Below are 26756 nucleotides of genomic sequence, written 5' to 3' on the forward strand. Positions count from 1 at the left end.
CAGCCAGGGCCAGAAGCTCGGACGGGAAGACCAGCGCCACCGCGCCGTCCCGCTCGGCCGTCAGGCGGGCGGATTGACTTGCCAGCGCGCTGAGCCGCCCGTCGACGATCGCCAGTTCCGAACGCAGCGCCGACCCGTCCAGGCGCAGCAGCAGGTCCCCGGCGGCGACCTGGGTCCCTTCGGCCACCAGAATTGCCTCGACCACGCCGCCCTCGGGGTGCTGGACGATCTGGCGGTCCCGCTCCACCTCGATCTGGCCCGAGGCGATGATTGCCCCCGCGATCCGCGCGGTCACGGCCCAGAGGCCGAACCCCATGACCAGCGCCAGGCAGGCTGCAAGCCCCAGGATCACCGGCCCACGGATCGAGAGCGCCCCGCTCATGCGACACCGGCGGGGGCTGCGGCGCGCGCGATGTCGCCCGCGTTCCGGACCATCTGGCGCAGCACGACATCGCGCGGACCGAAGGCGGCCGACGCGCCCTGGTGCAGCACCAGAAGCAGCTCACAGTCCTGCAGCGCCGCGGGCCGGTGTGCCATGATCAGAACGGCGGCCCCGTTCCCTTTGGCGGCGCGGATCGCCTGGTTCAGGGCCTGTGCCCCCTCGTTATCAAGACTGGAATTCGGCTCGTCCAGGATCAGAAGCACCGGGTCGCCGTACAGCGCCCGCGCCAGACCGATGCGCTGGATCTGGCCACCGGACAGCCGACTGCCCACGCTGGCCACCTGGGTGTCGTAGCCCTCCGGCAGCTCAAGGATCATCTCATGCGCCGCTGCCGCCTGCGCCGCCGCGATGATCCGGCCCGGATCGGCATCGGCCTGCAACCGGGCAATATTCTCGGCGATGGTGCCGTCGAACAGCGCCACCCGCTGCGGTAGATAGCCGATCAGGCCGCCCAGCACGTCGGGGTCGTACTGGTCCAGCGTGGCACCCGCCAGCCGGATGCGCCCCGCGCCGGGCCGCCACACGCCGATCAGCGCGCGCGCCAGCGACGACTTGCCCGAGGCGGACGGCCCGATCACCCCCAGCGCCTGCCCCGGTCCCAGCCGGAACGACAGGTCCCGCAGCACGGGGGCCGCGCCGCCCGGTGGGACAAGGGTCAGCCCCTGGACATCAAGCAGCGCCTGCGGTCGTGGCAGCGGGGTGTGGGGAGGTTCCACCGGCGACGCCGACAGCAGACCGGCAAGCCGTACCCGCGCCTGCCGCGCCCGGGTCAGCACCGGCCACTGCGCCACGGCCTGCTCGACCGGCTGCAACGCGCGTCCCATCAGGATCGAGGCGGCAATCATCGCGCCCGCCGACAGCTCTTGCCGCAGGACAAGCCAGGCGGCCAGCCCCAGCATTGCCGATTGCAGGAAGAGCCGGAAGGTGCGGATCAGCACGGTATACCGCCCCGACGCGTCCGAGGCGGTCAGCCCCGCCGTCAGGGCCTGATCCCGCCACCGATGCAACCTTGCGAAGGCCGCCCGTGTCATCCCCAGCGCCTGGATGACCTCGGACTCGGCCTTCAGGTTCTCGGCCTGCCGGTCGGCGGCAAGGTTGGCCTGGGCTGCGGCCTGCAAGGGCCGTTCCGTGCTGCGCTGGTTCAGCCAGCTGAAGGCCATGATCATCAGGCCGCCCCCCAGGGCCAGACAGCCGAGCCAGGGATGGAAGACGAAGATTGCTGCCGCAAAGACCGGTGCCCAGGGGGCATCGAACAGTGCCAGAAGGACGGGAGAGGCCCAGAACCGCGCGATGGCATCCAGGTCGCGCTGTGCGGCCTGTGCCGCCGGGTCCTGCGGCGCGACGGTCAGCCTTCGGAACGCGGCAGACAGGACGCGGGGGTCAAGTCGGGCCTGCAGCCGGGCCCCCACCCGCGCCATGATCCGGCTGCGGGCATGGTCCAGGACCCCCATCAGCAGGAACAGGAAGGCCATCAGCAGCGACAGCGCCAGCAAGGTCTCTTCCGACCGCGAGACCAGAACCCGGTCATAGACCTGCAGCATGTACAGCGGCGCGGTCAGCATCAAGAGGTTGACCAGCGCCGAGAAGACAAAGGCGATCACGACAGCCCGGCGCGAGGCGGCATGGGCGGCCGCAAGCTCGGCCAGCCCGGACGACAGGCTGGGCGTCAGGTCGGGCGCTGTGGTCACGGGCTTGCCATCCATGTGTCCTTGGCGTGTTCCTGCCAGCCGCGACCTCTGTGCCACGCTTCGCCGTTGTGTTGGACAAGTCACGGACTTATGCCTTGCCAACGCCGACGCGGGGCTATGCTTAGCGGCGTATTGGCCGCACAGTAGGATCATGGGTCTGAACATTTCCTTTATTTCCGGGCAGCAGCTGCGCAGAACGCTTGCCCTCCTCGCCGTCGCGGGTCTTGCCGCCTGTGGTGCCGCGCCCTCGGGCGACGGCTTCAACGACCCGTTCGAGCCGACGAACCGCAAGATTCACGCCTTCAACAAGGGCGTCGACCGCGCATTGGTCGGCCCGGCCTCGAAAGGCTTTGGCGGCGTCCCCGAGCCGGTGAAGCGCGCCGTCGGCAATGTCGCCGACACGCTGGATCTGCCCGGCGACATCGCAAACAACCTGCTGCAACTGCGCCTTGTCGCTGCGGCCGAGAACACGCTGCGCTTTGCGGCGAACCTGACCTTCGGGCTGGGCGGCACCATCGACATCGCCTCCGAGCTTGGCCTGCCGGAAAATCCCACCGATTTCGGCGAGACACTGCATGTCTGGGGCGTGGGCGAGGGGCCTTATGTCGAGCTGCCGCTTGCCGGCCCCTCGACCGTGCGCGACACCGTGGGCAGCGTGGTCGACGTCGCGCTGAACCCGGTCCGGCTGGCGCTGCCGAAGAAAGAGGCCACTGCAGCCACGGTGCTCAAGCTTTTCTCACGCCTTGGTGATCGCGACCGCTTCTCGGATACGGTCGATTCGCTCCTATATGACAGTGCAGACAGCTATGCTCAGGCGCGGCTTCTTTACCTGCAGAACCGCCGGTTCGAGCTTGGGAAGGCTGGCAGCGGTACCGCAGCAAACGACGACGGGTTCATCGACCCCTATGCCGATGCGCCCAGTGATGCTTCTGCGCCCGGTGCCGCTTCTGCGACCACTAATGCTTCGGCCGACGACGACTTCATCGACCCCTACGAGGACCCCTATGCCCAGTGACCTGACCCTTTCGCGCCGCGGCTTCGCGGCAGGTCTTGCCGCCGCCGCCGTCGTGGCCGCATTGCCCCGGCCCGCTCTGGCGCTGACAGCCGAGGCTGCGAAGTCGCTGGTCGACAAGACCGTGGCCGACATCAACTCGATCATCAACTCGGGCAAGTCCGAGGGCGCGATGCTGCGCGACTTCGAGAAGCTCTTCACCCGCTATGCCGACGTGCCGACCATCGCGCGCTCGGTCCTTGGGACGGCGGCCCGCTCGGCCTCCAACGGTCAGCTTTCCGCCTATACCAAGGCCTTCCAGGGCTACATCAGCCGCAAGTATGGCCGCCGCTTCCGCGAATTTCAGGGCGGCAAGATCGACGTGGCCGAGGCCCGCGCGGTGAAAAGCTATTACGAGGTGATCTCGACCGCCCGCCTGCAGGGCGAGTCCCCGTTCGAGGTGCGCTGGCATGTGTCCGACAAGTCCGGGAAAAGTCTGTTCTTCAACATCATCATCGAGGGCGTGAACATGCTGGCCTCGGAACGCACCGAAATGGGCGCGCTTCTGGACCAGCGCGGCGGCGACCTTGACCGGCTGATCGCGGATTTGAAGTCGCTCTAGGCGTCAGCCCGCCACACCGGCGGGGACCGCTTTTCCACGGTGAGCGCATAGCGCAGGCCGTCCGGCCCGAAGGTACGGCTGGAGGTCCCACCCAGTTGTGACGGCACGATCATGTCCAGGATCATCGAGCCAAAGCCGCTGCGCTGCGTCGGCGCGGCGACTTTGCTTCCCGATTCGGTCCAGCGGAAGGTAAACCCGCGCCCGGCGTCGCTGGACCAGGACACATCCAGGCGTCCGGTCACATCCTTCAGCGCCCCGTATTTCAACGAGTTTGTGGTCAGCTCATGGATCGCCATCGACATCATCTGCGCTTCGCTGGCCCCCAGCAGCACCTCGGGTCCGCCGATGGTCATCTGGGCCGCCAGATCGTCGTGGCCGTGCTGCAGCTGGCGGGCGATCACTTCACCCAGGGACATGCGATCCCAGTTGGTGCCGATCAGATAGGAATGTGTCCGTGCCATCGACTGCATGCGGGCGTCGAAGCGCTCCAGAAAGGCGGGAAGCGTGTCGGCACTGCCGGCCGTCCGCCGGGCGATGACCTGAACCAGGCTTAGCAGATTGGCAACGCGGTGCTGCAGCTCATGCGCAATCGCGTTCTTCTGCTCTTCCGCCCGGACCAGTTCGGTGACGTTCTCGGTGATCTGCACCACATGATCGATGCTTCCGTCGGGGCCGATCAGCGGATTGTGGCGGCAACGCCACCAGGCTTCGGTGGTCCGGGTCCGGTCGTTCGGGTCAGGGATGCTGTAGGCCAGCCGCTCGATCGAGTTGGCTTCGCCTGCCAAAGCGCGCCGCATGGACTGTTCCAGCGGCCTGCGCCGTTCCTCCACTTCGGGGAACACGTCGAAGAGCGGACGCCCAAGCAGTTCGGGCAACGAACGGCCAACCGTCTGAAGGTACATGTCGCTGGCCATCACGTAGCGCAGGTCGCGGTCCAGCACCATCAGCGAGGCAGGCATGTCGCGAAGCGCGGTCAGATCAAAAGCAAAGCCAGGCTGCATCGACCGTCCTCGTATCAATCATGAACCATCGCTGCCAACAGATGGACGGTTGGCGTGGGTGGCGTGCCGCAGCGTCCAATCAAGCCTGAGGCGCGAAGCTTGCCAGCGGTCTGCCCGCCGTTCAAGCCTCAGTTGCCCAGCACGTCGTCCAGAAGCTGGTCCACAAGGTCGTTGCGCGCGCCCTCGACCGGGCCTTCCATCACCGCGCCCTCGGGGGGCGGGCCGTCGATGACCGGCACGTCCTCGGGGAGGGGGGCTGAATAGGCGTCGGGCGGCAGGTCCTGGTACTGCTCGCCATCGAAGACCGGCGCGTTCGGGTCCTCGAAATAGGGCACGTCCTCGGCGGCGATGGCTCCGTCACTGCCGCCGACCGGAGCGTAGGTCGAATCGGGGATGTCCTTGATCAGTGGCTTCGCCTCGACGCCTTCGTTGATCCGCACCATGACCTCGTGCCAGATCTCGGCTGGCAGGCCACCGCCGGTAACCCCCGTCAGGGGACGGTTGTCGTCGTAACCCATCCAGACGCCGACGACGTAATCGGCCGTAAAGCCCACGAACCACGCATCCCGCGCGCTTTGCGTGGTGCCGGTCTTGCCCGCGGCCTCACGGTCGTCCAGTCGCGCCCGACCCCCGGTGCCGGAATTCAGCACCTCGGTCATCATGTAGGTCAGCGCATGCGCCGCCTTCTCGCTGATCACCCGCTCGCCGATGCCGCCGCCCGCGCCGAACAGGGGCTCGTCCATCCCCTTCAGCTTCAGCGAGTCAAAGCCATACGGCGCGACCGAGGACCCGCCGTTCAGGATGCCCGCGAAAGCCCCGGTCATGTCGATCAGCGTCGATTCCGATACACCCAAGGCCAGCGCGGGGCCGTCGGCAAAGTTCTGCGCTAGGCCGAAATCCGTCGCCACCTGCTTGACCAGATCGCGTCCCACCGCTTCAGAGACACGGACCGCCGGGATGTTCCGGCTTTCCGCCAAGGCCTGGGTCAGCGTGATCTGACCCTTGAATTCCTTGTCATAATTCTGCGGACACCAGTCGCCCGACCCGGCCGTGTAGATGCACATCGGCGTGTCCTCGACAAAGTCCAGCGGGCTGTAGCCCAGGTCCATCGCCACCGCATAGATGAAGGGCTTGAACGTCGACCCGGTCTGACGCAACGCCTGCGTCGCGCGGTTGAAGTCGCCCGCGTTGGGGGTGTTGCGTCCCCCCACCATCGCCCTGACCGCGCCATCCGCGCTCATCACCACGATGGCGGCTTGCGCCTCGGACCCGGCCTTGACCTTGTTCTCGAAGATCCAGGTCAGCGCCTCTTCGGCCTTCTTCTGGATGTCCTGGTCCAGCGTCGTCTCGATCACCACGTCTTCCGTCGTGTCCCGCGCCAGATAGTCGGGCGTCGTCTCCATCACCCAGTCGGCGAAATAGCCCCCTGCCTTTTGCTTCGCCGCCTTCGACAGCACGGCGGGATTGGCCCGCGCCTCATCCGCCTCGGCCTTGGTGAGATACCCCTGCTCTTCCATCAGCCCGACGACCACCGCCGCCCGGTTCTGCGCGCGGTCCAGGCTGGCCGTGGGCGCAAAGGTGGACGGAGCCTTCAGAAGCCCCGCCAGCATCGCCGCCTCTGCTGCGCTGACGTCCTTCGCGGACTTGCCGAAGTAGCGCTGCGCCGCCGCCTCGAAGCCGCGCGCGCCCGCCCCCAGATAGGCCCGGTTGAAGTAGATCGTCAGGATCTCTTCCTTGGAATACTTGACCTCCATCGCCATCGCGAAGGGGACTTCCTTCAGCTTGCGCCAGATGCCCCCCGTGCGGCAGTCCTTCTCGTAATCGGCTTCGGACTTCCACTGCGTCGGGTCCCACTGCACGCCCAGGCACAGCAGCTTGGCCGTCTGCTGCGTGATGGTCGAGCCGCCGTTCCCCTCGAACGGACCCCGGCCCTCGGACAGGTTGATCCGGATCGCGCTGGCGATGCCGCGCGGGCTGATCCCGAAGTGCCAGTAGAACCGCCGGTCCTCGGTCGCCACCACTGCGTCGTGCAGGTAGGGAGACACGCTTTCCGCCGTCACCATGCCGCCGAAGGTCTCGCCCCGCCAGGCGAAGACCTCGCCCTCGCGGTCCAACATCGTGACCGATCCGCGCGCGCGACCGTCCACCACGGCCTCCAGTTCGGGCAGTTGCGCGTGGTAGTACCAGACGAACCCGCCCAGGATCAGCGCGCCCATCGCCGAGCCGCGCCAGGCGATGCCCCAGATCACGCGCCAGACCGCCAGGATCAGCCCCACGATCAGCCCGTGCTGCCGCCGTGGCCGCGCTGCCCTCACCCGCTTGCGCGGCGCGCGAGGGTCCTTCGGTGGCGCAGGCTTCCGCGGCCCGCCGCCCGAAGGGGCCGCGCGCGAGGACGAATACCGCTTGTCTGCAACAAGGGGGCCGCGCCCCCGGTCTTTCGCTGCCATGCCTGCTCTGCCACTCGCAACCCGGACCGTTCTGGCCCCTTTACGGCGACATTATCCCGGATTCGTCGGAAAGCGAAGTCAGGTAGGCGACGATTCGCGTCGCTCTGCCGCACAAGAATTAGGCAGCCGCAGGAATAAGTGCAAAAAATGTGCACTTAACCCCCGGACACCCCGCGCAACCCCCCTCCATTCCTTGTGCCACCGCAGCATTCCCCGCCCTCATGCCCAACGAAGGGGTCCACGCCCAGGGATGCCGCACAAGAGAGGGGAAGCACGTGAAGCTCATCATTGCAGCAATCAAGCCGTTCAAGCTGGAGGAGGTCCGCGAGGCGCTGACCGCCATCGGCGTGCGCGGGATGATGGTGACCGAGATCAAGGGGTTCGGCAGCCAGTCGGGCCACACCGAAATCTACCGCGGTGCCGAATATGCCGTGAACTTCGTGCCGAAGGTCCGGCTTGAAATCGTCGTCTCCGATGCCCTGTCCGATCAGGTTGTCGCGACGATCCAGAAGACGGCCAAGACCGACAAGATCGGCGACGGAAAGATTTTCGTCCTGGACGTAGAACACGCCGTGCGGGTCCGCACCGGCGAAACCGATGACGATGCGCTGTGAACGCGTGGGGAAGGGGTAACCACTGACATGAGCAACCACATGAAACTTGCTGGCCTTGGCGCGCTGGGCGCGTCCTTGTTCGCCAGCCTGCCAGCCTGGGCGCAGGAGGCCACGACCGAAACCGCCGAGGCTGCGACCGAAACCGCGACCGCGGCGGCCGAGCTTGTGCCTTACGTCTACGAAAAGACCGTGCACGGCGGCGACATCGCCTGGATGAGCATCTCGACCGTCCTCGTGCTTCTCATGACCGTTCCGGGCCTTGCGCTGTTCTACGGCGGCCTCGTGCGCACCAAGAACATGCTGTCGATGCTGACCCAGGTCTTCGCGATCTCGGCAGTCGTCTGCATCATCTGGGTGGTCTACGGCTATTCGCTGGCCTTCTCGTACGGCGGGTCGATGGACACCTATGTCGGCGGCTTCTCCAAGATGTTCCTGGCGGGCGTCGATGCGACCACGCTGGTCCCGACCTTCACCAACGGGGTCTGGCTGCCGGAATACACCTTCATCGCCTTCCAGATGACCTTTGCGATGATCACGCCCGCGCTGATCGTCGGCGCCTTCGCGGAACGGTTCAAGTTTTCGTCCCTGCTGGTCTTCTCGGTCCTGTGGGTCACGTTCATCTACTTCCCGATGGCCCACATGGTCTGGTGGTGGGGCGGCCCGGACTTCCTGGCCGAACAGCAGACGCTGAAGCTGATCGCCGAAGCCGCCGGTGACACCGCCGCTGCCGAAGCCGCGGCTGCCAATCTGGCTGCCAACGGTCTGATCTGGAACTGGGGTGCGCTGGACTTCGCCGGTGGCACCGTGGTCCACATCAACGCCGGGATCGCGGGCCTGGTCGGCTGCATCATGCTGGGCAAGCGCATCGGCTACGGCAAGGAATCGATGGCCCCGCACTCGCTGACCATGACGATGATCGGTGGCGCGCTGCTGTGGGTGGGCTGGTTCGGCTTCAACGCCGGGTCCAACCTGGAAGCCAACTCGATCACCTCGCTGGCCATCGTCAACACCTTCGTCGCCACCGCTGGCGCCGGCGTGTCGTGGATGTTCGCCGAATGGCTGCTGAAGGGCCGCCCGTCGCTTCTGGGCCTTGTCTCCGGCGTGGTGACCGGCCTGGTCGCCGTGACCCCGGCCGCGGGCTTTGCCGGTCCGATGGGGGCGCTGTGCCTTGGGATCTTCGCCGGAGCGGCCTGCTTCTTCTTCGTGGCCTACGTGAAGAACATGTTCCAGCTGGACGACAGCCTTGACGTGTTCGGCATCCACGGTCTGGGCGGCATCATCGGCGCCATCGCCACCGGCATCCTGGTGAACCCGGCGCTGGGTGGGGCAGGCATCCCTGACTACACCTCGGTCCCCGGCACGCTGCAGGTCGGCGCCTATGACATGGGCTTCATGCTCACGGCGCAGATCAAGGCGGTCCTCTTCACCGTGGCCTTCTCGGGCATCGGCTCCTTCATCCTCTTCAAGCTGGTCGACCTGACGATGGGCCTGCGTGTGAAGGAAGAGATCGAACGTGAAGGCCTCGACGTCGCCGAACACGGCGAGCGCGCCTACAACATGTGATCGAACGACCGGCGGCAGGCCACCTCCTCCCGGTCTGCCGCCGCAACCTGACGGCCCGTGGGTCCTCCCCCCGCGGGCCGTTTCCTTTTGGCCTAAGCCTCCTCATGCGACTGGCGTCTCCTTGTCGGTCGGCCCGGGCAACGCGCCAGGACCCCCCCTTGCGCCCCTGCAAGAGACCTATCCACTCCATCCGCCCCTGCGGTCCCCGGCTCCTTTCGACGTGATCGGCTCTGTCGCAGACGCCCGTCCGCACCAGCATAGGATTGGGCAGGCCGACCCTCTGCAGACGGTTGCGCAATGGTGACCGTCCACGCCTACCCCCCTGCGAAGGCTGATATCCCCCAACCCGTCCTGCGTGGACAGGGGCCAGGCCCCCCCCTTTCCCTTCTCCACGCCCCCGTCTAGGGTCCCGCCAGAAGGACTCCCGCATGCATCCCGAAGGCAAACCCCTGAAAGGCGTGGTCATGGTTCTGGCCGCGACACTCCTCTTCGCGGGCGGCGACACGCTCGGCAAGCACCTCTCCATGCTGTACGCCGCGACCCTGGTCCTCTCGGCCCGCTACCTGATCAACCTTGTCCTCGTCCTCGTCACCATGTGGCCCCGCCACCGCAGCGAGGTCTGGCGGACCCAGCGCACCGGCCTCGTCCTTCTGCGCGGGCTTCTGCTGTCGGTTGCCACGATCACCATGCTCCTTGCGCTGCGGGTGATGCCCGTGGCCGAGACGGTGGCGATCATCTACATCACCCCCGTCCTTCTGATGCTCGCCTCTGGTCCCATTCTGGGCGAGAAGGTCAGCCCCCTCGGCTGGCTCTGCGCCGCCTTGGGCTTTATGGGAGTCCTCCTTATCGCCCGCCCCGGAAGCGGGCTGGATACCTGGGGCGTGATCCTCTGCCTGATCAACGCCGTCCTCGGCACCGGCTACCACCTCCTGACCCGCATCCTGACCCGGACCGAGACGACGATGTCGCTCCTCTTCCACACCGCGCTGGTCGGCTCCGTCCTCTCCGTCACCGCGACCCTGATCGTCGGGGGTGAGGTGATGCCCACCCTCCCCGACATCGGCCTGATCCTGATCTACGGCACCTGCGCGACGGTGGGCCACCTCCTCCTGACGACGGCCTACCGCGAGGCCCCGGCCTCCACCCTCGCGCCCATCAACTACACCCACATCGCCTTCGCCACGCTCCTTGGCTGGCTGGTGTTCCAGCAGCTCCCCGACGCGCTGGGCTTCACCGGCATGGCGCTGATCGCCATCGCTGGCCTCCTGGCGGCCTGGCGGGCCAGCAGCCAGCCGTCCCTCTGATCCGGGCAGGCGCGAAATTCGCGCTTGACGGGCGGCAATGTGTGTAATAGTGATGCCAACACATAGACGGAATAGATCATGCCAACCAGCACCCGCTTCGCAGTCGCCACCCACATCCTGACCGCCCTTGCCGTCACCGATGGCAAACCGGCCCGGTCCGAGGATATCGCCAACTCGGTCAACACCGGGGCCGTGGTGATCCGCGGGCTTCTGTCCCGCCTGGCCGAGGCGGGGCTGACCCGGTCGCAACTGGGCAGCGGGGGCGGGGCGCTTCTGGCCAAGGCCCCGGAAGAGATCCGGCTCCTCGATGTCTACCGCGCGGTCGAAGATACCGAACTTTTCGCCGTCCACCGCCAGCCGCCGTGCGCTGAGTGTCTGGTGGGCGGGAACATCCTTGCAGCCATCAACCCTGCCCTGACCCGGGCGCAGGCGGCGATGGAGGCGGAACTTGCCCGCACCACCATCGCCGAAGTTGCCGCCCGTGTGAAAGCGGCGGCGCAGGTGTGACGCGGTGCAGGGCAAGGTAAACGCATATCCAAAAATGTCTGTGTAACTATGACACACATACATAAAATTGACCGCGCAGTCCAAGGGCGCTGACGGTCTTTCCCCTCACCGCCCTCAAATGAAACTGGAGAAGAACATGACAATCGGAATCATCGGCGCAGGCGCACTTGGCAGCAACGTGGCACGGGCCTTGGCCAAGGTCGGACTCGAGGCCACCATTGCCAACAGCCGTGGCCCCGAAACCCTGGCCGACCTGGTCAAGGAGATCGGCCCGACACTGAAAGCCGGCACTGTGGCCGAGGCCGCCGCCGCCGACATCGTGCTCGTGGCGCTGCGGTGGGTGGATGCTGAACGGGTCCTGAAGGGTCTCCCGGCATGGAACGGCCGCATCGTGATCGACGGCACCAACCCCGTCGCCTTCCTGGAAGAAGGCAGCCCTAAGCGGGATGACCCGACCAACCCCTTCGCGGCCTATGGCATTGCGCCAATCGATCTGGGCGGCGTGCCGTCGACCGATATCTTCGCAGGCTTCGTCCCGGGCGCGCGCGTGGTCAAGGCCTTCAACCATCTGGATGTGAACGTGCTGAAGGAGCCGGTCGTGAACGGCGGGCAACGCGTCCTGTTCTATTCCGGCGATGACGCATCGGCAAAAGCCGAGGTGGGTGCGATCCTTGAAAAGATGGGGTTCTTTGCCGTCGATGTTGGCTCACAATCTGTCGGCGGGTCATTGGCACAGCTGCCCTTCGGCGCGCTGGCGATGACCAACTTCGTCAAGGTCTAGCCACGCACCACCGTCAGGGTCTGCAGCCGCGCGGACCCTGACGCAGCCCTTTCACATTTGCCCAAATATCCCCGCCGGAGGCCGCCGAGCCCTTTCGTGTCCTTCACACGAAAGGGCGAGACAAAAGACTTGCGCGGAACGCGCTCAACTTGGCAGGCGTCCCGCACCCGAAAGTCTTAAGAAATCCCTAATAGAAAATCGTAACACATTGATTCAAAACGCATCCCGGAGTTTGTCCGCCGTGGACACGTCTCAGAAGAACCCCCTTGGGATCAGCCGATGCTCCCAGGCGTCCCGCTCCAGCTCCTCCCGGAAATCCGGGTGGGCGATCGAGATCAACGCCCGCGCCCGCTCGGCAATCGAGCGGCCCTTCAGGTTCACCATCCCGTACTCGGTCACCACATACATCATGTCCGTCCGTGGCGTCGTCACCACGTTCCCCCGGGTCAAAGCCGTCACGATCCGGCTCTTCCTCTCGCCCTTCTTGTCGTAGGTGGATGCCAGGCACATGAAGCTTTTCCCCCCCTTCGACCCGTAAGCCCCCCGAACGAACTGCAGCTGCCCCCCGGTCCCCGAGATATGCCGGAACCCGTCCGTCTCCGACGCCGCCTGCCCCTGCAGGTCGATCTGGGTGGTGTTGTTGATCGACACCACCCGGTCGTTCCGCATGATGTTGTGCGGCAGGTTGGTGTAGTCGACCGGATGGAACTCCACCTCCGGGTTCCGGTCGATGAAGTCGTACAGATACTGCGCCCCGAGCGCGAAGGTGCAGACCATCTTCCCCGGGTTCAGCTGCTTCCGTGCCCCCGTGATCCGCCCCGCCCTATACAGGTCGACGATCCCGTCCGTCATCATCTCGGTATGGATGCCCAGATCCGAAACCGGGCTCTCCGCCAGCAGCGAACAGACCGCATTCGGCATCCCCCCGATCCCGATCTGCAGGCAGGACCCATCCTCCACCTCCGCCGCGATCAGCCGGGCGACGGCCTTGTCGACCTCGGTCGCGGGGGGCTTTGGAAGCTCCGCCATCGGACGGTCGAAGCCTGCGATGATGTAGTCCACCTCGGACAGATGCACCCCGGTCCCCTCGCCCATCACATAGGGCAGCGTCGGCGTCTCCTCGACGATCACCACCTTCCCCCGCTCCACCAGCGCCCGCATCCACAGGGTGTTCGGCCCGAAGTTGAAGTAGCCCTGCGCGTCCGTCGGCGCCGTCTTGAAGACCACGATGTCCGGCGGGTCGATGAAGCGGCGGTAGTAGTCCGGCACCTCGCCCAGGTTCACCGGCAGGTAATGCGCCATGCCGGCGTCGTGCTTCCGACGGTCGTAACCGGAGAAATGGGTCGAGAACCAGTGGACATGCCGCGCCTCCGGGTCCGCCTCCAGCACCGCGCGGGGGCGGGCGGTCAGGACGGACCGGAACCGCAAGTTGGTGACCTCGCCCAGCCGCCGCGCCAGAGCTTCGTCGAAAGCGTCGGGCTGGCCCAGCACGGCCCCGTAGTCAAGCCACATGCCCGACCGGACCAGTCCTGCTGCCTCCTCGGCCGTGATCCGCTGTGCTGCCTTGGCCATCCTCATCCCCCCGGAACTTGCGCGCAGTCAAGCACGGGGGCAGGGGGCCTGCCAAGCCTCAGCTGGCCCCCGAGATCAGCGCCGTGCCAACGACCGCCATCGCCGCGCCGACCCAGGCCAGCGGGCCGGGGATGCGGCGGTAGATGGCCCAGACCATCGGCAGGATTAGGATCGGCGTGGTCGAGGACAGCGTGGTCACGATCCCCACATCACCCCGCGCCAGGGCGGCCATCAGGAAGGACATGCCGACCACCATCCCGGCCAGCGCCGAAAAGCCGATCTGCCGGACCTCGGTGCGAGAGGGCAGGGCCGCGGGCCGAAAGGCGGGCAGCGCCAGAAGCGCGATGAAGAACAGCGCGCCGGTCCCAGACCGCACCGCCATCGCGGCCACGGGGTCAGCGCCCGCCAGCATCGCGGGGCGGGCGAGAAGGCTTCCCAGGGCCTGCGCGAAAGAGGTCACGAGTCCAAGCCCGATCCCGATCCACAGGGGTTTCGGGGTCCGCGCGCCCTCGTCTTGGCTGGGCCCCATCACGGCAAGTGCGATCCCGGCGACGATCAGCCCGACACCTGCGGCCTGCACAAGGCTCACCGTCTCACCCCGGAACCCAAAGCCCAGGGCCAGCGCGAAAGGCGAGGCGGTGGTGAACAGAAGCGCCGAGATGCGCGGACCGGTGTACTGAATCGTCGCGATATAGGTCAGCGAGCCGACCATGATCCCCGACGCCGACGATGCGGTCAGCCACAGGGCCATCGTCAGGTCCAGCGTCTGCCATCCCCCCGTGACCGCGACGATCAAGGCGGTCATCAGGAACGCCAGGCTCATCTGCCAACGCGACAGTTGCAGCGGCCCGACCCGGCCCGAGACAGAGTCGATGAACATGGCCGACGCCGCAAAGGCCGCCGCCGCTGCCAGCGACAGGATTACGGCAAGCACAGGCGCTGCCCCCGTAGGGTGGGCAATCTGCCCACCTACCCGATGACGGCCGCGATGGCGGCGGCCAGCACTGGCACTGTCTTGGCGTTCAGCCCCGCGATGTTGATCCGGCTGTCACCGACCATGTAGATGCCGTGCTCTTCCCGCAGCCGGTTCACCTGCGCCTCGGTCAGTCCCAGACGGCTGAACATGCCGCGGTGGTGGGCGACGAAATCGAAGCGGTCAGAGTTCGTCGCACGACGAAGTTCATCAGCCAAGGTCTTGCGCAGTCCCAGCATGTTCTGGCGGACCTCTTCCAGCTCCTGCTTCCACTCGGCGGTCAGGGCTGCATCCTCAAGGATCATCGTCACCAGCCTCGCGCCGTGGTCGGGCGGGAAGCTGTAGTTCTGCCGGTTCAGGAAGTTCAGGTTGCCCTGCACCACGGCCTTGCGGTCGGGGGACGTCAGCGCGACCAGAATTCCGGTCCGCTCGCGGTAGATGCCGAAGTTCTTTGAACATGAGGCGGCGATCAGCACCTCCGGGAAAGCCGCTGCGACCTTGCGGGTCGCGACGGCGTCTTCCTCCAGCCCGTCGCCAAAGCCCTGGTAGGCGAGATCGACGAAGGGGACGCCGCCCTTGCGCTGGAGGAGGGCAATCACCTGATCCCACTGCGCGCCATCGAGGTTCGCACCGGTCGGGTTGTGGCAGCAGCCGTGCAGCAGGACCGCATCGCCCGCCGCGACGCCCTCAAGGTCGGCCATCAGGCCCGCAAAGTCGATGCCCGAGGTGGCCACGTCGAAGTAGCTATACTCCACCCCCGTCATCCCCAGGTATTTGACGATGGACGGATGGTTCGGCCAGGTCGGCGCGCTCATCCAGACCCGGGCCTTGGGGTTGGCCATCCGGATCAGTTCCAGCGCCTGCCGGATCGCACCGGTCCCGCCGGGGGTGGCCACAGAGGCCGCGCGGTCGGCAAAGCCCTCGCCCAGGATCATCGACACCAGCGCGGCGTTGTAGGCGGGTTCCCCGGCAAGACCGGTATAGGTCTTGGTCTTCTCCACCTCCCACAGCTGCTTTTCCGCCGCCTTCACCGCGCGCATGACCGGGGTCAGGCCGGTCGCGTCCTTGTAGACGCCGACGCCAAGGTCGATCTTGGTGGTCCGGGGGTCGTCCCGGTACATAGCGATAAGTTGCAGGATCTTGTCCTGCGGCTGGGGATTCAGGGTTTCAAGCATGGGATTTCCCGGGGTTCTGGACGCCAGCCCAGTGCCACAAGCCGATTGCCTCGGCAAGGACTGTCAGGCCCCCGTCGCCACCCGCAGGTCGTCATACATCCCCCATTCGGCCCAGGACCCATCGTAAAGCGCATGGTTCCGGTGCCCCATCCGCTCGAGCGCGAGCGACAGGACCGCCGCTGTCACGCCCGAGCCGCAGGTGGTGATCGCGGGCTTCTTCAGGTCGATGCCTGCCGCCTGAAACACCTGTAGCAGCGCGGATGGGGATTTCATCGTGCCATCGGGGTTCAGCACCTCTGAATAGGGCAGGTTCTTCGACCCCGGGATATGGCCCGATCGAAGCCCTGCGCGGGGTTCAGGAGCCTCGCCCCGGAAGCGCGCCACCGAACGGGCGTCAAGGATCTCGGCCTCGCCCAGCTTGGCGGAATGGGCGACCTGTGTGACGTCCTTTACCAGCTGGTTCTGGCGGCTGACGGTCATGTGCCGGTCGCGGACCACGGGGGGCATGTCTTCGATCTCGCGCCCCTCGGCCTGCCATTTGGGAAAGCCGCCGTCCAGCACGGCCACGTCGGTCTTGCCCATCAGCCGGAAGGTCCACCAGACCCGGGCGGCGCTGAAGATCCCCGATCCGTCGTAGATCACGACCTGATGCCCGTCGCCCACCCCCATCGCCCGCATCCGCGAGATGAACTTCTCGGGCGGGGGGGCCATGTGGGGCAGCGACGACCGCTGGTCGGAAATCTCGTCAATGTCGAAGAACCGCGCGCCGGGGATGTGGCCGGCGGCGTATTCCGCCTTCGCGTCACGGTTCTGCGCCGGCAGATACCAGCTGGCATCCAGCACCCGCAGGTCGGGATCGCGCAGGTGTTTCGCCAGCCAGTCGGTCGAGACCAGCGTCCTGGGGTCATCCTGCGGTGAAGGGGTCATTGGCAGCCTCCCGGAAGTCCTTCGGGATATATCCACGCGGACCGGGGCGGCGCAAGCGGCGCGGGGACGCAGAGGCCCCGCGCCTGGGGTATTACTTGGCCAAAGCCTTCTTCAGCATCCCGGCAATGGCCGTCAGGATCGCGCCACCGATGCCGCCGCCCGCCACCGACTGGATGATGGCGCCGATGTCCAGACTGGCCGCGGCCTCTGCCGCGCCCGCCGCATCACCGCCCAGGAAGCTGGTCAGAAGCCCGCCAAGCAGGCCCCCGACGCCGCCCACAACCGAGTTTCCCGCCGTTCCCAGGCTAAGGTTCTTCAGCCCCGCCCCTGCCGCGTTGCCGCCCACAAGGCCTGCAATGATCTGGATGATAAGTTCCATTACCCGTCACTCCCACACTTCGCCGGCTTCCGTACCGGGTTTGCCCGGCTTATGCCCCGGACGTGCTGTCCGGTATGGGAAAATCTGCCAGATTGTCGCAGGTCAGGCAAGAAATGTGCGATAAGTGCAGGTTCAGCCGCGGCTGTTCTGCTTCAGAAGCCGGGCCTTGTCGCGGTCCCAGTCGCGCTTGGCGCTGGTCTCGCGCTTGTCGGACAGCTTCTTGCCCTTGGCGATCCCCAGCTTCAGTTTCACGATGCCGCGGTCGTTGAAGTACATCTTCATCGGCACGATGGTCATGCCTTCGCGGCCCACCGCGCTCCACAACCGGCTGAGTTCCTTCTTCGACACCAGAAGCTTGCGCCGCCGCCGTTCGTCATGCCCGAAGGTCTTGGCCTGCAGGTAGGGCGCGATATAGCCGTTGATCAGCCACAGCTCGCCCCCTTCGACCGAGGCATAGCTTTCCGCGATGTTCGACCCACCCTGGCGCAGGCTTTTCACCTCGGACCCGAACAGCATGATGCCAGCCTCAAGATCGCTTTCGATCGAGTAATCGAAACGCGCCCGCCGGTTCTCGGCGATCAACTTTGAGTTGGGATCGGACTTGGCCACCATGATGATCGTCAGATAAGGTCTGGAACAGGCTTAGTCCAGAAGGCACACCATGATACTGCAAATCGCGCTGGGGTCAGGGCTTCTGGTCCTGAACGTTCTGGTCATGGCGGTGGCGGCCCTTCTCCTGGAAGGCGCGTTCAGGGTGACGCATCCCTGGCTGGTCCGTCCGCCGCAGCGGTTGAAGCTGGTTCTGTTGCTGGTGGCCGTGGGGGTCTGGGTGCTGCTGGTGCTGACCGTGAACATCTGGATCTGGGCCTTTGTCCTGTTCGAGACCGGCGTCTTCAAGTCGATGGAGGAATCGCTTTACTACGCGATCGAGGCCTTCTCGACCTTGGGCCTGGGCGACGTCGTGCCCAAGCAGGAATGGCGCATCTTCGCGGCGATGGCTGCCGTGAATGGCCTCCTCAGCTTCGGCCTGCTGACCGCACTTCTGGTCGAGGCGTTGCGCCAGGTCCGGTTGGCCCAGTTGGAAACGCGGCAAAAAGGATAGTGGCGCAGGTGTAGGGTGGGCAATCTGCCCACCTACCCTTTCAATTCGTCCGTGATCCTGACCGGCCCCACCGCGCCTTTCAGCTTGGCCCGGTAGATCACAACGCCCTCGGCCACCCGCATCACATAGGTGCGCGTTTCGGCAAAGGGGATCGTCTCGACCCAGTCGACCACATCGACATCCGACCGACGCGGGTCGCCGAACTCGCCGATCCAGCGACGCGGGCGGCCCGGACCTGCGTTGTAACCCGAGGCGATCAGCGCGATGGAAGGCCCGAACTCCTCGGCCATCTCGGCCAGATAGGCCGCGCCCATCGTCACGTTGTAGGCCGGGTCCGAGGTCAGCTTGCCCGCATCAAAGGGCTTGCCCAGCTTGCCCGCCATCAGCTTCGCCGTCCCCGGCAGGACCTGCATCAGGCCTCGCGCATCGGCACTGGACCGGGCCGTCGGATCGAACTCGCTTTCGCGCCGCGCGATGGACAGGGCCAGTGCCCGGCTGACTTTCAGGCCGTCGGGAATGAACTCGGGGACCGGGTAATAGGCATGCGGCAGGATCAGCCCGCGCTCGGCGGCCTGTTTGGCGACCAGCACGGCCAGGTGCGGCTCGTTCCAGGCCAGGGTCATGTCGGCCAGTTGGGCAAGGCCGGTGTCGTCCAGACCCTCGCCCAGATGCAGCAGGAACCGTTTGGCCAGTGTCCGGTCGCCCGCCTTCATGAGAAGCTGTGCCGCCGCCAGCACCGACGATTGGGTGAAGCCCGCGCTTTGCCAGTCCGGGGTCGGGGGCCGGGCAAGAAGGCCCGTATCCAGCGACAGGCCCAGCCGTTCCGCAGCCAGAAGCCCGTAGAATGCGGTCTGGTGCGCGGCTGCGGCCCTGTAGCTGCCAGTGCCATCCTTGCCCGCCGCCTCTTCCGACCGGCCGATCCAGTACTGCGCCCGCGCCAGGCTGATCGGGGTCGAGACACCGGCGAGAAGGTGCCTGAAATGCGTCTCGGCTGTCGCCGCGTCGCCCAGCTTGCGCAGCGCGATGAAGCCCGCCAGGAACTCAAGGTCGGCATAGGCCGAGGCCCCGCCGCCCGCCGGGATGTGGTGGTTGGCGGCGATCCGGTAGGCTTCTTTCGCCCGGCCGTTCCGCATCAGGTAGCGAGCCAGGATGGCGCGGCGCTCTGCCCAGGCTTCGGGGCGGCCAAGCGCGTCAGCCGAGGTCGATCGCTCCAGGATCAGCTCGGCCGCCTCGTCATAGAGGTCCTTCTTCATCCGCCAGATGAAGCGGTCGTAAGCCAGGCCGGGATCTGCGGCGCGCGGCTTCGGCACGGCCTCGATCAGCCCGGTGACGCCCTTGCCCTCACCCTGCAGCGCAATCCGGGCACGGGCCAGCGCCTGCAGCTCATCGGACACGCGGGGCAGCATCCGCTCGGCCTCGCGGATGCGCCCTTCCCACAAAAGCGTATCCAGCCGCAACTCGTGGACGAAGCCCACGCCTTCGGGAACCAGGCCGATCAGCTCTTTCTCCTGGTCGGGCGAGAAGGCCAGGGTGGACCAGGCCCGCATCGCCTCGGTCTCGGCATCGGCGGCGCGGCCTGCGGCCTGCAGCGCGCGGACATAGGCGATGGCGCCAGTCCCGGTTTCCGGCGGTGCGCCCTGGAACCAGGCGATCACGCGGGCGGGGTCGGTGGACCGCGCCACCGCCTCTTCGCCCTTTTCCCGCATCAGCGGCAGGCCGGGCCAGTCCGGGCGACGTTGAAGGAACTCTTCGTACTCGCCCAGCCGCCCTTCACCCGCCCGCAGGCGCTGCCATTCGATGACGTCGCGCCCCACGCCCGATGGCGCCACGGCCAGCGCGCCGTTCCAATCCTTGCCCGCGGCCAGCTCTAGCGCTGTCCGCATCGCCTGTGTTGTATCTGCCTGTGCCGGTAGCGTCTGGAGGCCAAGGGCCAGGACCAGCGCCCGGATCATGTTCTTGCTGCTCATGCACCCGAATCTGCCTGACTGCCCGCCGGTGGACAACCCACGACTGCGTTAGTGCGCAAGACTTGGCATCAGCCCTGCCAGCCGCTATGAGAAGCGCGCTTACGGGCAATATCGCCCATCAAAGGAGAAGCGTCATGATCAGAGGGTCCCTTCCTGCCCTGGTGACGCCGTTCAAGAACGGCGAGCTGGATCTGGTGACGCTGAAGAAACTCGTGGACTGGCACATCGCCGAAGGGTCGCACGGGATCGTTCCGGTGGGGACGACGGGGGAAAGCCCGACGCTTTCGCACGCGGAACATCAGAAGGTGATCGAGGAGGTCGTGGCCGCCGTGGCGGGCCGCATCCCGGTGATCGCGGGTGCGGGGTCGAACAACACCGTCGAAGGCATCAGCCTGATGCGCCATGCCGAGAAGGTCGGGGCCAATGCTGCCCTGGTCGTGACGCCCTATTACAACAAGCCGACGCAGGCGGGTCTTGTCGCGCATTACACCGCGCTGCACGACTGCTGCCAGCTGCCGATCGTGATCTACAACATCCCCGGCCGGTCCGTGGTGGACATGACGCCCGAGACGATGGGGACGCTTGCCAAGCTGCCCCGGATCATCGGCGTCAAGGACGCCACCGGCAAGATCGAGCGTGTCAGCCAGCAGCGCGCCTCTTGCGGGGCGGACTTCATCCAGCTTTCGGGCGAGGATGCGACGGCGCTTGGCTTCAATGCGCATGGCGGGGTGGGGTGCATCAGCGTCACCGCCAACGTCGCCCCGCGTCTGTGTGCCGAGTTCCAGGAGGCCACTCTGCGCGGCGATTATGCCAAGGCGCTGGAATACCAGGACAAGCTGATGCCCCTGCACGAGGCGATCTTCATCGAGCCGGGTCTCGTCGGCGCGAAATACGGATTGTCGCTTCTGGGCCTGTGTTCCGAGGAAGTCCGCTTGCCGCTGGTTGGCCTGACCGACGGGACCAAGACCAGGATCAAGGCCGCAATGAAGCACGCAGGTCTGATCTGAAGCCAGATTCCTTCGAAGGAATTTGCAGATCTTTTCGAAAAGATTTGCGCCCTGTCCGTCGGGCGGGGCGCAAGGCCGCGCCAGCCAAAGTCGCCCTGGGGCAGCCTGAGCTTAGCCAATCTCACCCTGTCGGAGGCCCGGCGTGACCCTGACTGACAACCAGCGCGGCGCTGCCTTCATGACCGCCTCGATGGCGGGCTTCGCGGTCGAGGATGTCTTCGTGAAGGCCGCCGCCCAAAGCCTGCCGCTGGGCCAGGTCCTTTTGACCATCGGCCTGACCGGAATGCTGATCTTCGCCGGCATGGCCGCACGGGCTGGCGAAGCGCTTCTGCCCCCCGCCTTCCTGTCGCGCGCCATGCTGATCCGCTGCGGGTTCGAGATCACCGGGAGGCTCTTCTACGGCCTTGCGATCACCCTGACGGCGCTGTCCACCACCTCGGCGATCCTGCAGGCTACCCCCCTGGTCGTCGTGGCTGGAGCGGCCCTCGTCTTTGGTGAGAAGGTCAGCCCGCAACGCTGGCTGGCGGTGCTGCTGGGGTTCGCGGGCGTGCTGGTGATTCTGCGGCCCGGATCGGACTTTTCGGCCTTGTCGCTGCTGGCTGTGGTGGGCCTCCTGGGATTCGCGGGCCGGGACCTTGCCACCCGCGCCGCGCCGAAGGGGTTGTCGAACCGCCAGCTTGGGGCGCTTGGGTTTGCCATGCTGGCAACGGCGGGGGCGATCCTCTTGGTCGTCAACGGCGGGGCGCATGTGCCCTCGGGGCTGGCGCTGGTGCATCTTGCCGGGGGAACGGTCTTCGGGATGCTGGGCTATCACGCCCTCACCTACGCGATGCGGACGGGCGATGTCTCGGCTGTCACGCCCTTCCGCTACACCCGGCTGATCTTCGCGATGGTGCTGGCGATGGTCCTCTTTCAGGAACGCCCGGACCTTGCGACCTGGCTTGGCGCGGCACTGGTCGTCGGCTCTGGCATCTATGCGCTGACCCGCAGGTAGGGTGGGCGATATCGCCCACCCTACGCTTGCGCTTCAGACCCCGATCAGTTCCGCCTGCCGCACGATCACCTCGGCCTGCCGCATGGACGCGATGTCCACCAGTCGCCCCTTGTAGACTGCCGCGCCCTGGCCCGCCGCCTTTGCAGCCTCCATCGCTGCAAGGATCTCGCGCGCCTCGGTCACCGCCTGCTCGGATGGAGTGAACACCTCGTTCGCCAGCGCCACCTGCTTTGGATGGATCGCCCATTTCCCGACCATCCCCAGCGTCGCCGACCGTCGGGCCTGGGCCTTGAAGCCCTCTTCGTCCGAGAAATCCCCGAACGGCCCGTCCACTGGCAAGACCCCATGCGTCCGGCAGGCCGCGACGATCGCCGCTTGCGCCCAGTGCCACGGGTCCGACCAGTATTTCGTCCCCTCGCGGTGCATGTAGTAGTTTTCTTGCGTGCCGCCGATCCCCGTCGTCTGCATCCCCATGCTGGCCGCAAAGTCCGCCGCCCCAAGGCTCATCGCCTGCAAGCGGGGGGAGGAGGCCGCGATCTCTTCGACATGGGCGATGCCTGCCGCCGTCTCGATGATCACTTCCAGGCTGATCCGCTTTTGCCGCCGCGCGGCCGCCTCGCAGGCCGTCACCAGCGCGTCGACCGCATAGACATCCGCCGCACAACCGACCTTGGGGATCATGATCTGGTCCAGTCGTTCGCCTGCCTGTTCCAGCAGGTCCACCACGTCCCGGTACCAGAACGGAGTATCCAGCCCGTTGATCCGCACGCTCAGCGTCTTCTTGCCCCAGTCGACTTCGGAGATTGCCTTGATGATGTTCGCCCGCGCCTGCGGCTTGTCGGCAGGGGCGACCGAATCCTCCAGATCCAGGTTGATGACATCCGCCGCACTCGCCGCCATCTTGGCGAACAGTTCGGGGCGCGAGCCGGGGGCGAAAAGCTGGCAGCGGTTTGGGCGGGCGGGGGCGGGGGGTTGCAGGCGGAAGCTCATCGGGGGTTCCTGTGGGCAAGGATATTACGCGAATATTATCGTCAGGGTTATATTGTTGCGCGCCGCGGTGCAACATTCCTTTTGCGGCTGCAGCAAGACTCGTGCCTTTCCAATCCGAGAGAGGCCTCCTAAAGTCCCGCTCATGATTACTGCTCAGGCCGAGACCTTCCCCCTCCGCAATCCCTTCACCATCTCGCGCGGGACAAAGACCGAGGCGCGGGTGGTGACCTGCACCGTGACCCGGGTCGGCCATCTTGGCCGGGGCGAGGGGGTGCCCTATCCGCGCTATGGCGAGACTGTGGAGGATGCGGTCGCGGCGATCCTGGCCCTGCCTGAGGGGATCACCCGGGCCGCGCTGCAAGAAGCGGTGAAGCCTGGTGCCGCGCGGAACGCAGTCGATTGCGCGCTGTGGGATCTGGAAGCAAAGACCTCGGGGCAGCCCGTTTGGCAGTTGGCGGGCCTGGCGCAGCCGAAGCCGGTGGAAATCGCCTTCACCCTATCGCTGGATACTCCCGAGAAGATGCGGGACGCCGCCGCCCGGAACGCCCACCGGGCGGTGCTGAAGGTCAAGCTGGGGACCCCCGCGGACATGCCCCGGATCGAAGCGGTTCGCGCCGGTGCGCCGAAGGTCCGACTGATCGTCGACGCAAACGAAGGCTGGACGCCCGAGGTCTACACTGACCTTGCGCCGCACCTGATCCGGCTGGGGGTCGAGATGGTGGAGCAGCCCCTGCCGCAGGGGGCCGACGACATGCTGGCCGAGATCGCGCGGCCCCTGCCGGTCTGCGCCGATGAAAGCGCGCATGATGCCGCTTCGCTTGCGGGGCTGGTGGGCAAGTATGATGTCGTGAACCTGAAGCTCGACAAGACCGGCGGTCTGACCGAGGCCCTGCGGGCGCGGGACGAGGCGCGGCGGTTGGGCCTGCGGGTGCAGGTCGGGTGCATGATCGCGACCTCGCTGTCGATGGCCCCGGCGATCCTCTTGGCCCAAGGCGCTGACTGGTCCGACCTTGACGGCCCCTCCGACATGGCGCAGGACCGCGACAATCCGGTTGTCTACGACGACCGCCACATCCACCCGGCTTCGCCGCTACTCTGGGGATAACAGCATGACCCGCACCGTCTTTGTGAATGGCGACTACCTGCCCGAGGGCGAGGCGAAGGTGTCGATCTTCGACCGGGGGTTCCTGATGGCCGACGGGGTCTATGAGGTGACCTCGGTGCTGGATGGCAAGCTGATCGACTTCGATGGCCACATCCGGCGGCTGGAGCGGTCGCTGAAGGAGCTGGAGATGAGCTGCCCTATCAGCTCGGAGGAGCTGTTGGCGATGCACCGCGAGCTGGTCCGACTGAACGGGATCGACCAGGGGATGATCTACCTGCAGGTCACGCGGGGCAATCCGGGGGATCGGTCGTTCCTGTTCCCGCCGGCAGACCTGCCGGGGACGGTGGTGGCTTTCACGCAAGATATCCCGAACCTCGCCAACGCCCCCGCCGCGAAGACCGGGTTCAAGGTCATCACGATCCCCGACCTGCGGTGGAGCCGGGTCGATATCAAGACGGTGCAGCTTCTGTACCCCTCGATGGGCAAGATGGCGGCGAAGAAGGCGGGGGTGGATGACAGCTGGTTCACCGACGAGGATGGGGCGGTGACCGAAGGGACCTCGAACAATGCCTACATCGTGAAGGGGAACCGGATCATCACGCGGGCGCTGGGCAACGATATCCTGCATGGGATTACCCGGGCGGCTGTCCTGCGGTTCGCGGCGGAGGCTCAGTTTGAAATCGAGGAGCGGGCGTTCACGGCGGCGGAGGCTCAGGGGGCGGATGAGGCTTTCAGTACCGCCGCTTCGATCTTCGTGATGCCGGTCGTCGAGGTGGATGGCAAGCCGGTGGGCTCGGGCAAGCCGGGGCCGGTGGCGACCCGGCTGCGCGAGATCTATCTGGACGAGATGCGGAAGGCGGCGATCTGAAAGTGTCCACGGTGGACAAACGCGGCGTTTCCTTTGGGATCAAGGACTTGCCAGTTTCCGTCAGGGGTTTCTTAACATCTGTCCAGGCGCCCTTGGGGGCCGCATGACGATCTGTATCGACGCCGATGCCTGCCCGGTGAAGGCCGAGGCCGAGACCGTCGCCACCCGGCACAAGGTGCGGATGGTGGTGGTGTCGAACGGGGGCATCCGGCCCTCGCAGAACCCTCTGGTGGAAAGCGTCTTCGTCTCCAGCGGGCCGGATGAGGCGGACAAATACATCGCCGAGGCTTGCGGGCCGGGGGATGTGGTTGTGACCGGAGACATCCCCCTGGCTGCGAAATGCGTGGCGGCGGGGGCGCGGGTGGTCAAGCACAACGGCGAGGAACTGACGACAGCCAATGTCGGGATGGCCTTGGCGACGCGGGACCTGATGCAGGACTTGCGGTCCGCTGATCCGTTCCGGCAGGGGGGCGGCAGGATGTTTTCCAAGGCGGACCGGAGCCGGTTCCTGGATGTGCTGGACCGGGTGGTGCGGGCGGCTGGCCGCTAGACCCACCTGGTCGGCAGTTTACCAAATGGAGCGCGTTCCGCGCGAAGGCCTTTTGTCTCGCGTTTTTGCGTGCCGCACGCAAAACCGCTCGGCCGTCGGGGGTTTCACACCCCCGAACCCCGGTGAAGTATTTCCGAAAAGAGCAAGAGCCAGGCGGGGATGCGTCGGGCGGTTGCATCGGCTTCGGCCCGAGGGCAGTCTTGCGGTGAAATGTCAGGGTTAGAGGTCTGGACATGCGGTTTTCGTGGAAGGTGCTCGCGCTGGGGCTGGCGATTGCGGGACCGGCGGAGGCTGGGATCGATTTCGACACGATGCCAAAGGGCTGCAGCTGGACGACGCGGTATTTCGACGGGCAGGTCCTGACCGAAACCTACCTGGGCCGGAAGGGCGGCACCCACAGGACCGAGGTCCGGGCGGGCAAGGATCTGGTTCGGAAGATGTCCTACGACGCCGAGGGGCGGATGGTACGCAAGGACTGGGCGAACGGCACATGGGAGAGCTTCAGCCCGTACAGCTGCTTTGCCGAGGCGGGGAAATGCACCTACCGTTACCGCAACGCGGACGGGGCGGACGTCAAGGTGGCAAGCAAGACTGTCGCCAAGGGCAAGGGGTTCCGGGTCGAAGCCGGGCCGGTGGGGGGGCAGCCTTACCCGGACGAGTATTTCGAGCGGGGGAGTTTCGGGCTGATGACGAAGAACAAGGGGGAGGGCTATTCGGCCCGGTTGATCGGGATGCAGAACTGCGACACCGGGAGCTGAAGCTGCAGGTGACGCGGGGGTCTGCACGACTGAAAGAGCTGCGGTGTGGCGGACGGCCGATGGTGCGCTGTAGCGCAGCCTACGATGGAGAAGCGGTGGCGTTTCGGAGGCAAGCGGGTGCGCGGATGGCAGGCTGGGGAGTCGGGGTGAACCCCGTATGAGCCGGGCGCTGTTTTCCGTCGATGGCTTCCGGCGCGGGGCGCGGGATGGGGTGCCGCTGGCGGTGTCGATCTTTGCCTATGGCGTCGGGTTCGGGCTGGTGGCGGCGCAGGCCGGGTTTGGTGTGGGCCGCGCGGTGGCGACCAGTGCGGCGATCTATTCCGGGTCGGCCCAGCTGGCGGCGGTGAACCTGCTGCAGACCGGCGAGGCGACGCTTTGGGCGCTGTTCGCGGCGATCCTGGTGATCAACGCGCGCTATCTTCTGTTCGG

27 protein-coding genes are annotated in these 26756 nt (G+C 66.3%); 15 read left to right on the plus strand and 12 right to left on the minus strand.

The features are described 5' to 3' along the window. Both U1E69_RS10870 and U1E69_RS10875 read right to left on the minus strand, forming a co-directional pair. Positions 1 to 382: biotin/lipoyl-binding protein (locus U1E69_RS10870; RefSeq protein WP_322244396.1), on the minus strand; the 382-nt coding region annotated here is incomplete at its 3' end. Further along, positions 379 to 2145 carry a type I secretion system permease/ATPase gene (locus tag U1E69_RS10875; RefSeq protein ID WP_416200275.1) on the minus strand — a complete coding sequence of 589 codons (1767 nt, stop codon included), beginning with the start codon at positions 2143 to 2145 and terminating at the stop codon, positions 379 to 381. The genes U1E69_RS10875 and U1E69_RS10870, both read right to left, overlap by 4 nt. 136 nt (positions 2146 to 2281) lie before the next feature. Between U1E69_RS10875 and U1E69_RS10880 the strand changes: the two genes are divergently transcribed. Further along, positions 2282 to 3145, plus strand: coding sequence for a VacJ family lipoprotein (locus tag U1E69_RS10880; protein ID WP_322244397.1), 864 nt, complete (start codon positions 2282 to 2284; stop codon positions 3143 to 3145). Next, complete coding sequence (locus U1E69_RS10885; protein ID WP_322244398.1) at positions 3135 to 3743, plus strand: ABC transporter substrate-binding protein; 609 nt, start codon at positions 3135 to 3137, stop codon at positions 3741 to 3743. The genes U1E69_RS10880 and U1E69_RS10885 overlap by 11 nt, the downstream gene beginning before the upstream one ends. Here the strand turns inward: U1E69_RS10885 and U1E69_RS10890 are convergent. Both U1E69_RS10890 and U1E69_RS10895 read right to left on the minus strand, forming a co-directional pair. Continuing rightward, positions 3740 to 4744 (minus strand): sensor histidine kinase, encoded by a 1005-nt coding sequence (locus U1E69_RS10890; RefSeq protein WP_322244399.1) that lies wholly within the window; start codon positions 4742 to 4744, stop codon positions 3740 to 3742. The genes U1E69_RS10885 and U1E69_RS10890 overlap by 4 nt on opposite strands. A 128-nt stretch (positions 4745 to 4872) precedes the next feature. Further along, positions 4873 to 7191, minus strand: coding sequence for a PBP1A family penicillin-binding protein (locus U1E69_RS10895; RefSeq protein ID WP_322244400.1), 2319 nt, complete (start codon positions 7189 to 7191; stop codon positions 4873 to 4875). Positions 7192 to 7466: 275 nt separating this feature from the next. Here U1E69_RS10895 and U1E69_RS10900 point away from each other — a divergent pair, with 275 nt between their 5' ends. The 5 genes from U1E69_RS10900 (at position 7467) to U1E69_RS10920 (ending at position 11960) form a co-directional block, all read left to right on the plus strand. Further along, on the plus strand, positions 7467 to 7805 hold the full coding sequence (locus U1E69_RS10900; protein WP_137111689.1) for a P-II family nitrogen regulator: 339 nt from the start codon (positions 7467 to 7469) through the stop codon (positions 7803 to 7805). 39 nt (positions 7806 to 7844) lie between these two features. Continuing rightward, complete coding sequence (locus U1E69_RS10905) at positions 7845 to 9368, plus strand: ammonium transporter (RefSeq protein WP_322244401.1); 1524 nt, start codon at positions 7845 to 7847, stop codon at positions 9366 to 9368. A gap of 428 nt (positions 9369 to 9796) precedes the next feature. Then, the gene (locus U1E69_RS10910; protein WP_322244402.1) at positions 9797 to 10672 is read left to right on the plus strand and encodes a DMT family transporter; all 876 of its coding nucleotides are present in this window, start codon (positions 9797 to 9799) and stop codon (positions 10670 to 10672) included. A gap of 78 nt (positions 10673 to 10750) precedes the next feature. Next, a complete protein-coding gene (locus tag U1E69_RS10915) occupies positions 10751 to 11179 on the plus strand; it encodes an Rrf2 family transcriptional regulator (protein ID WP_322244403.1) in 429 nt (142 codons plus the stop codon). A gap of 136 nt (positions 11180 to 11315) precedes the next feature. Continuing rightward, positions 11316 to 11960 (plus strand): NADPH-dependent F420 reductase, encoded by a 645-nt coding sequence (locus tag U1E69_RS10920; RefSeq protein ID WP_322244404.1) that lies wholly within the window; start codon positions 11316 to 11318, stop codon positions 11958 to 11960. Positions 11961 to 12212: 252 nt separating this feature from the next. On the opposite strand, the gene U1E69_RS10925 is transcribed toward U1E69_RS10920, so the two are convergent. The 6 genes from U1E69_RS10925 to smpB all read right to left on the minus strand — a co-directional run bounded on the left by U1E69_RS10925 (position 12213) and on the right by smpB (position 17598). Then, positions 12213 to 13532, minus strand: a complete 1320-nt coding sequence (locus tag U1E69_RS10925) for an acetyl-CoA hydrolase/transferase family protein (protein WP_322244405.1) — start codon at positions 13530 to 13532, stop codon at positions 12213 to 12215. A 58-nt stretch (positions 13533 to 13590) separates the two neighbouring features. After that, positions 13591 to 14466, minus strand: coding sequence for a DMT family transporter (locus U1E69_RS10930; RefSeq protein WP_322244406.1), 876 nt, complete (start codon positions 14464 to 14466; stop codon positions 13591 to 13593). 35 nt (positions 14467 to 14501) lie between these two features. Further along, positions 14502 to 15680, minus strand: coding sequence for an amino acid aminotransferase (locus U1E69_RS10935; protein WP_322244407.1), 1179 nt, complete (start codon positions 15678 to 15680; stop codon positions 14502 to 14504). Between the two features lie 63 nt (positions 15681 to 15743). Then, positions 15744 to 16607 (minus strand): 3-mercaptopyruvate sulfurtransferase, encoded by an 864-nt coding sequence (gene sseA / locus U1E69_RS10940; protein WP_322244408.1) that lies wholly within the window; start codon positions 16605 to 16607, stop codon positions 15744 to 15746. A 91-nt stretch (positions 16608 to 16698) separates the two neighbouring features. Then, complete coding sequence (locus U1E69_RS10945) at positions 16699 to 16986, minus strand: hypothetical protein (RefSeq protein WP_322244409.1); 288 nt, start codon at positions 16984 to 16986, stop codon at positions 16699 to 16701. Positions 16987 to 17118: 132 nt separating this feature from the next. Continuing rightward, positions 17119 to 17598 (minus strand): SsrA-binding protein SmpB, encoded by a 480-nt coding sequence (gene smpB, locus U1E69_RS10950; protein ID WP_322244410.1) that lies wholly within the window; start codon positions 17596 to 17598, stop codon positions 17119 to 17121. Between the two features lie 49 nt (positions 17599 to 17647). Here smpB and U1E69_RS10955 point away from each other — a divergent pair, with 49 nt between their 5' ends. Beyond that, positions 17648 to 18088, plus strand: coding sequence for a potassium channel family protein (locus U1E69_RS10955; protein ID WP_322244411.1), 441 nt, complete (start codon positions 17648 to 17650; stop codon positions 18086 to 18088). A gap of 32 nt (positions 18089 to 18120) precedes the next feature. Here U1E69_RS10955 and U1E69_RS10960 read toward each other — a convergent pair whose 3' ends face one another. After that, entirely contained in the window at positions 18121 to 20055 is a 1935-nt protein-coding gene (locus U1E69_RS10960; RefSeq protein WP_322244412.1) for a lytic transglycosylase domain-containing protein, read from the minus strand. Positions 20056 to 20189: 134 nt separating this feature from the next. Here U1E69_RS10960 and dapA point away from each other — a divergent pair, with 134 nt between their 5' ends. Further along, positions 20190 to 21062 carry a 4-hydroxy-tetrahydrodipicolinate synthase gene (gene dapA, locus U1E69_RS10965; protein WP_322244413.1) on the plus strand — a complete coding sequence of 291 codons (873 nt, stop codon included), beginning with the start codon at positions 20190 to 20192 and terminating at the stop codon, positions 21060 to 21062. 142 nt (positions 21063 to 21204) lie between these two features. Further along, positions 21205 to 22056 (plus strand): DMT family transporter, encoded by an 852-nt coding sequence (locus U1E69_RS10970; RefSeq protein ID WP_322244414.1) that lies wholly within the window; start codon positions 21205 to 21207, stop codon positions 22054 to 22056. A 33-nt stretch (positions 22057 to 22089) separates the two neighbouring features. On the opposite strand, the gene U1E69_RS10975 is transcribed toward U1E69_RS10970, so the two are convergent. Next, positions 22090 to 23046, minus strand: a complete 957-nt coding sequence (locus tag U1E69_RS10975; RefSeq protein ID WP_322244415.1) for an L-malyl-CoA/beta-methylmalyl-CoA lyase — start codon at positions 23044 to 23046, stop codon at positions 22090 to 22092. Positions 23047 to 23188: 142 nt separating this feature from the next. On the opposite strand from U1E69_RS10975, the gene dgcA reads away from it, so the two are divergent. The 5 genes from dgcA to U1E69_RS11000 form a co-directional block, all read left to right on the plus strand. Beyond that, complete coding sequence (dgcA, locus tag U1E69_RS10980; RefSeq protein WP_322244416.1) at positions 23189 to 24151, plus strand: N-acetyl-D-Glu racemase DgcA; 963 nt, start codon at positions 23189 to 23191, stop codon at positions 24149 to 24151. Positions 24152 to 24155: 4 nt separating this feature from the next. After that, a complete protein-coding gene (locus U1E69_RS10985) occupies positions 24156 to 25019 on the plus strand; it encodes a D-amino-acid transaminase (protein ID WP_322244417.1) in 864 nt (287 codons plus the stop codon). Positions 25020 to 25122: 103 nt separating this feature from the next. Further along, positions 25123 to 25569 carry a YaiI/YqxD family protein gene (locus U1E69_RS10990; protein WP_322244419.1) on the plus strand — a complete coding sequence of 149 codons (447 nt, stop codon included), beginning with the start codon at positions 25123 to 25125 and terminating at the stop codon, positions 25567 to 25569. A gap of 233 nt (positions 25570 to 25802) precedes the next feature. After that, positions 25803 to 26327, plus strand: coding sequence for a hypothetical protein (locus U1E69_RS10995; RefSeq protein ID WP_322244421.1), 525 nt, complete (start codon positions 25803 to 25805; stop codon positions 26325 to 26327). Positions 26328 to 26484: 157 nt separating this feature from the next. Further along, the coding region (locus U1E69_RS11000; RefSeq protein WP_322244422.1) for an AzlC family ABC transporter permease at positions 26485 to 26756 on the plus strand (272 nt) is incomplete at its 3' end.

It is taken from the genome of Tabrizicola sp. (genome assembly GCF_034366665.1).
Classification (GTDB): Bacteria; Pseudomonadota; Alphaproteobacteria; order Rhodobacterales; family Rhodobacteraceae; genus Tabrizicola.

Coding starts and splice junctions, on each gene's coding strand:
- U1E69_RS10915 (WP_322244403.1), top strand. CDS start 10,751: ATGCCAACCAGCACCCGCTTCGCAGTCGCCACCCACATCCTGACCGCC.
- smpB (WP_322244410.1), bottom strand. CDS start 17,598: ATGGTGGCCAAGTCCGATCCCAACTCAAAGTTGATCGCCGAGAACCGG.
- U1E69_RS10960 (WP_322244412.1), bottom strand. CDS start 20,055: ATGAGCAGCAAGAACATGATCCGGGCGCTGGTCCTGGCCCTTGGCCTC.
- dgcA (WP_322244416.1), top strand. CDS start 23,189: ATGATTACTGCTCAGGCCGAGACCTTCCCCCTCCGCAATCCCTTCACC.
- U1E69_RS10935 (WP_322244407.1), bottom strand. CDS start 15,680: ATGCTTGAAACCCTGAATCCCCAGCCGCAGGACAAGATCCTGCAACTT.
- U1E69_RS10875 (WP_416200275.1), bottom strand. CDS start 2,145: ATGGATGGCAAGCCCGTGACCACAGCGCCCGACCTGACGCCCAGCCTG.
- U1E69_RS10945 (WP_322244409.1), bottom strand. CDS start 16,986: ATGGAACTTATCATCCAGATCATTGCAGGCCTTGTGGGCGGCAACGCG.
- U1E69_RS10920 (WP_322244404.1), top strand. CDS start 11,316: ATGACAATCGGAATCATCGGCGCAGGCGCACTTGGCAGCAACGTGGCA.
- U1E69_RS10910 (WP_322244402.1), top strand. CDS start 9,797: ATGCATCCCGAAGGCAAACCCCTGAAAGGCGTGGTCATGGTTCTGGCC.
- U1E69_RS10880 (WP_322244397.1), top strand. CDS start 2,282: ATGGGTCTGAACATTTCCTTTATTTCCGGGCAGCAGCTGCGCAGAACG.
- U1E69_RS10895 (WP_322244400.1), bottom strand. CDS start 7,191: ATGGCAGCGAAAGACCGGGGGCGCGGCCCCCTTGTTGCAGACAAGCGG.
- U1E69_RS10955 (WP_322244411.1), top strand. CDS start 17,648: ATGATACTGCAAATCGCGCTGGGGTCAGGGCTTCTGGTCCTGAACGTT.
- dapA (WP_322244413.1), top strand. CDS start 20,190: ATGATCAGAGGGTCCCTTCCTGCCCTGGTGACGCCGTTCAAGAACGGC.
- U1E69_RS10990 (WP_322244419.1), top strand. CDS start 25,123: ATGACGATCTGTATCGACGCCGATGCCTGCCCGGTGAAGGCCGAGGCC.
- U1E69_RS10985 (WP_322244417.1), top strand. CDS start 24,156: ATGACCCGCACCGTCTTTGTGAATGGCGACTACCTGCCCGAGGGCGAG.
- U1E69_RS10925 (WP_322244405.1), bottom strand. CDS start 13,532: ATGGCCAAGGCAGCACAGCGGATCACGGCCGAGGAGGCAGCAGGACTG.
- U1E69_RS10890 (WP_322244399.1), bottom strand. CDS start 4,744: ATGCAGCCTGGCTTTGCTTTTGATCTGACCGCGCTTCGCGACATGCCT.
- U1E69_RS10975 (WP_322244415.1), bottom strand. CDS start 23,046: ATGAGCTTCCGCCTGCAACCCCCCGCCCCCGCCCGCCCAAACCGCTGC.
- U1E69_RS10995 (WP_322244421.1), top strand. CDS start 25,803: ATGCGGTTTTCGTGGAAGGTGCTCGCGCTGGGGCTGGCGATTGCGGGA.
- U1E69_RS10905 (WP_322244401.1), top strand. CDS start 7,845: ATGAAACTTGCTGGCCTTGGCGCGCTGGGCGCGTCCTTGTTCGCCAGC.
- U1E69_RS10885 (WP_322244398.1), top strand. CDS start 3,135: ATGCCCAGTGACCTGACCCTTTCGCGCCGCGGCTTCGCGGCAGGTCTT.
- sseA (WP_322244408.1), bottom strand. CDS start 16,607: ATGACCCCTTCACCGCAGGATGACCCCAGGACGCTGGTCTCGACCGAC.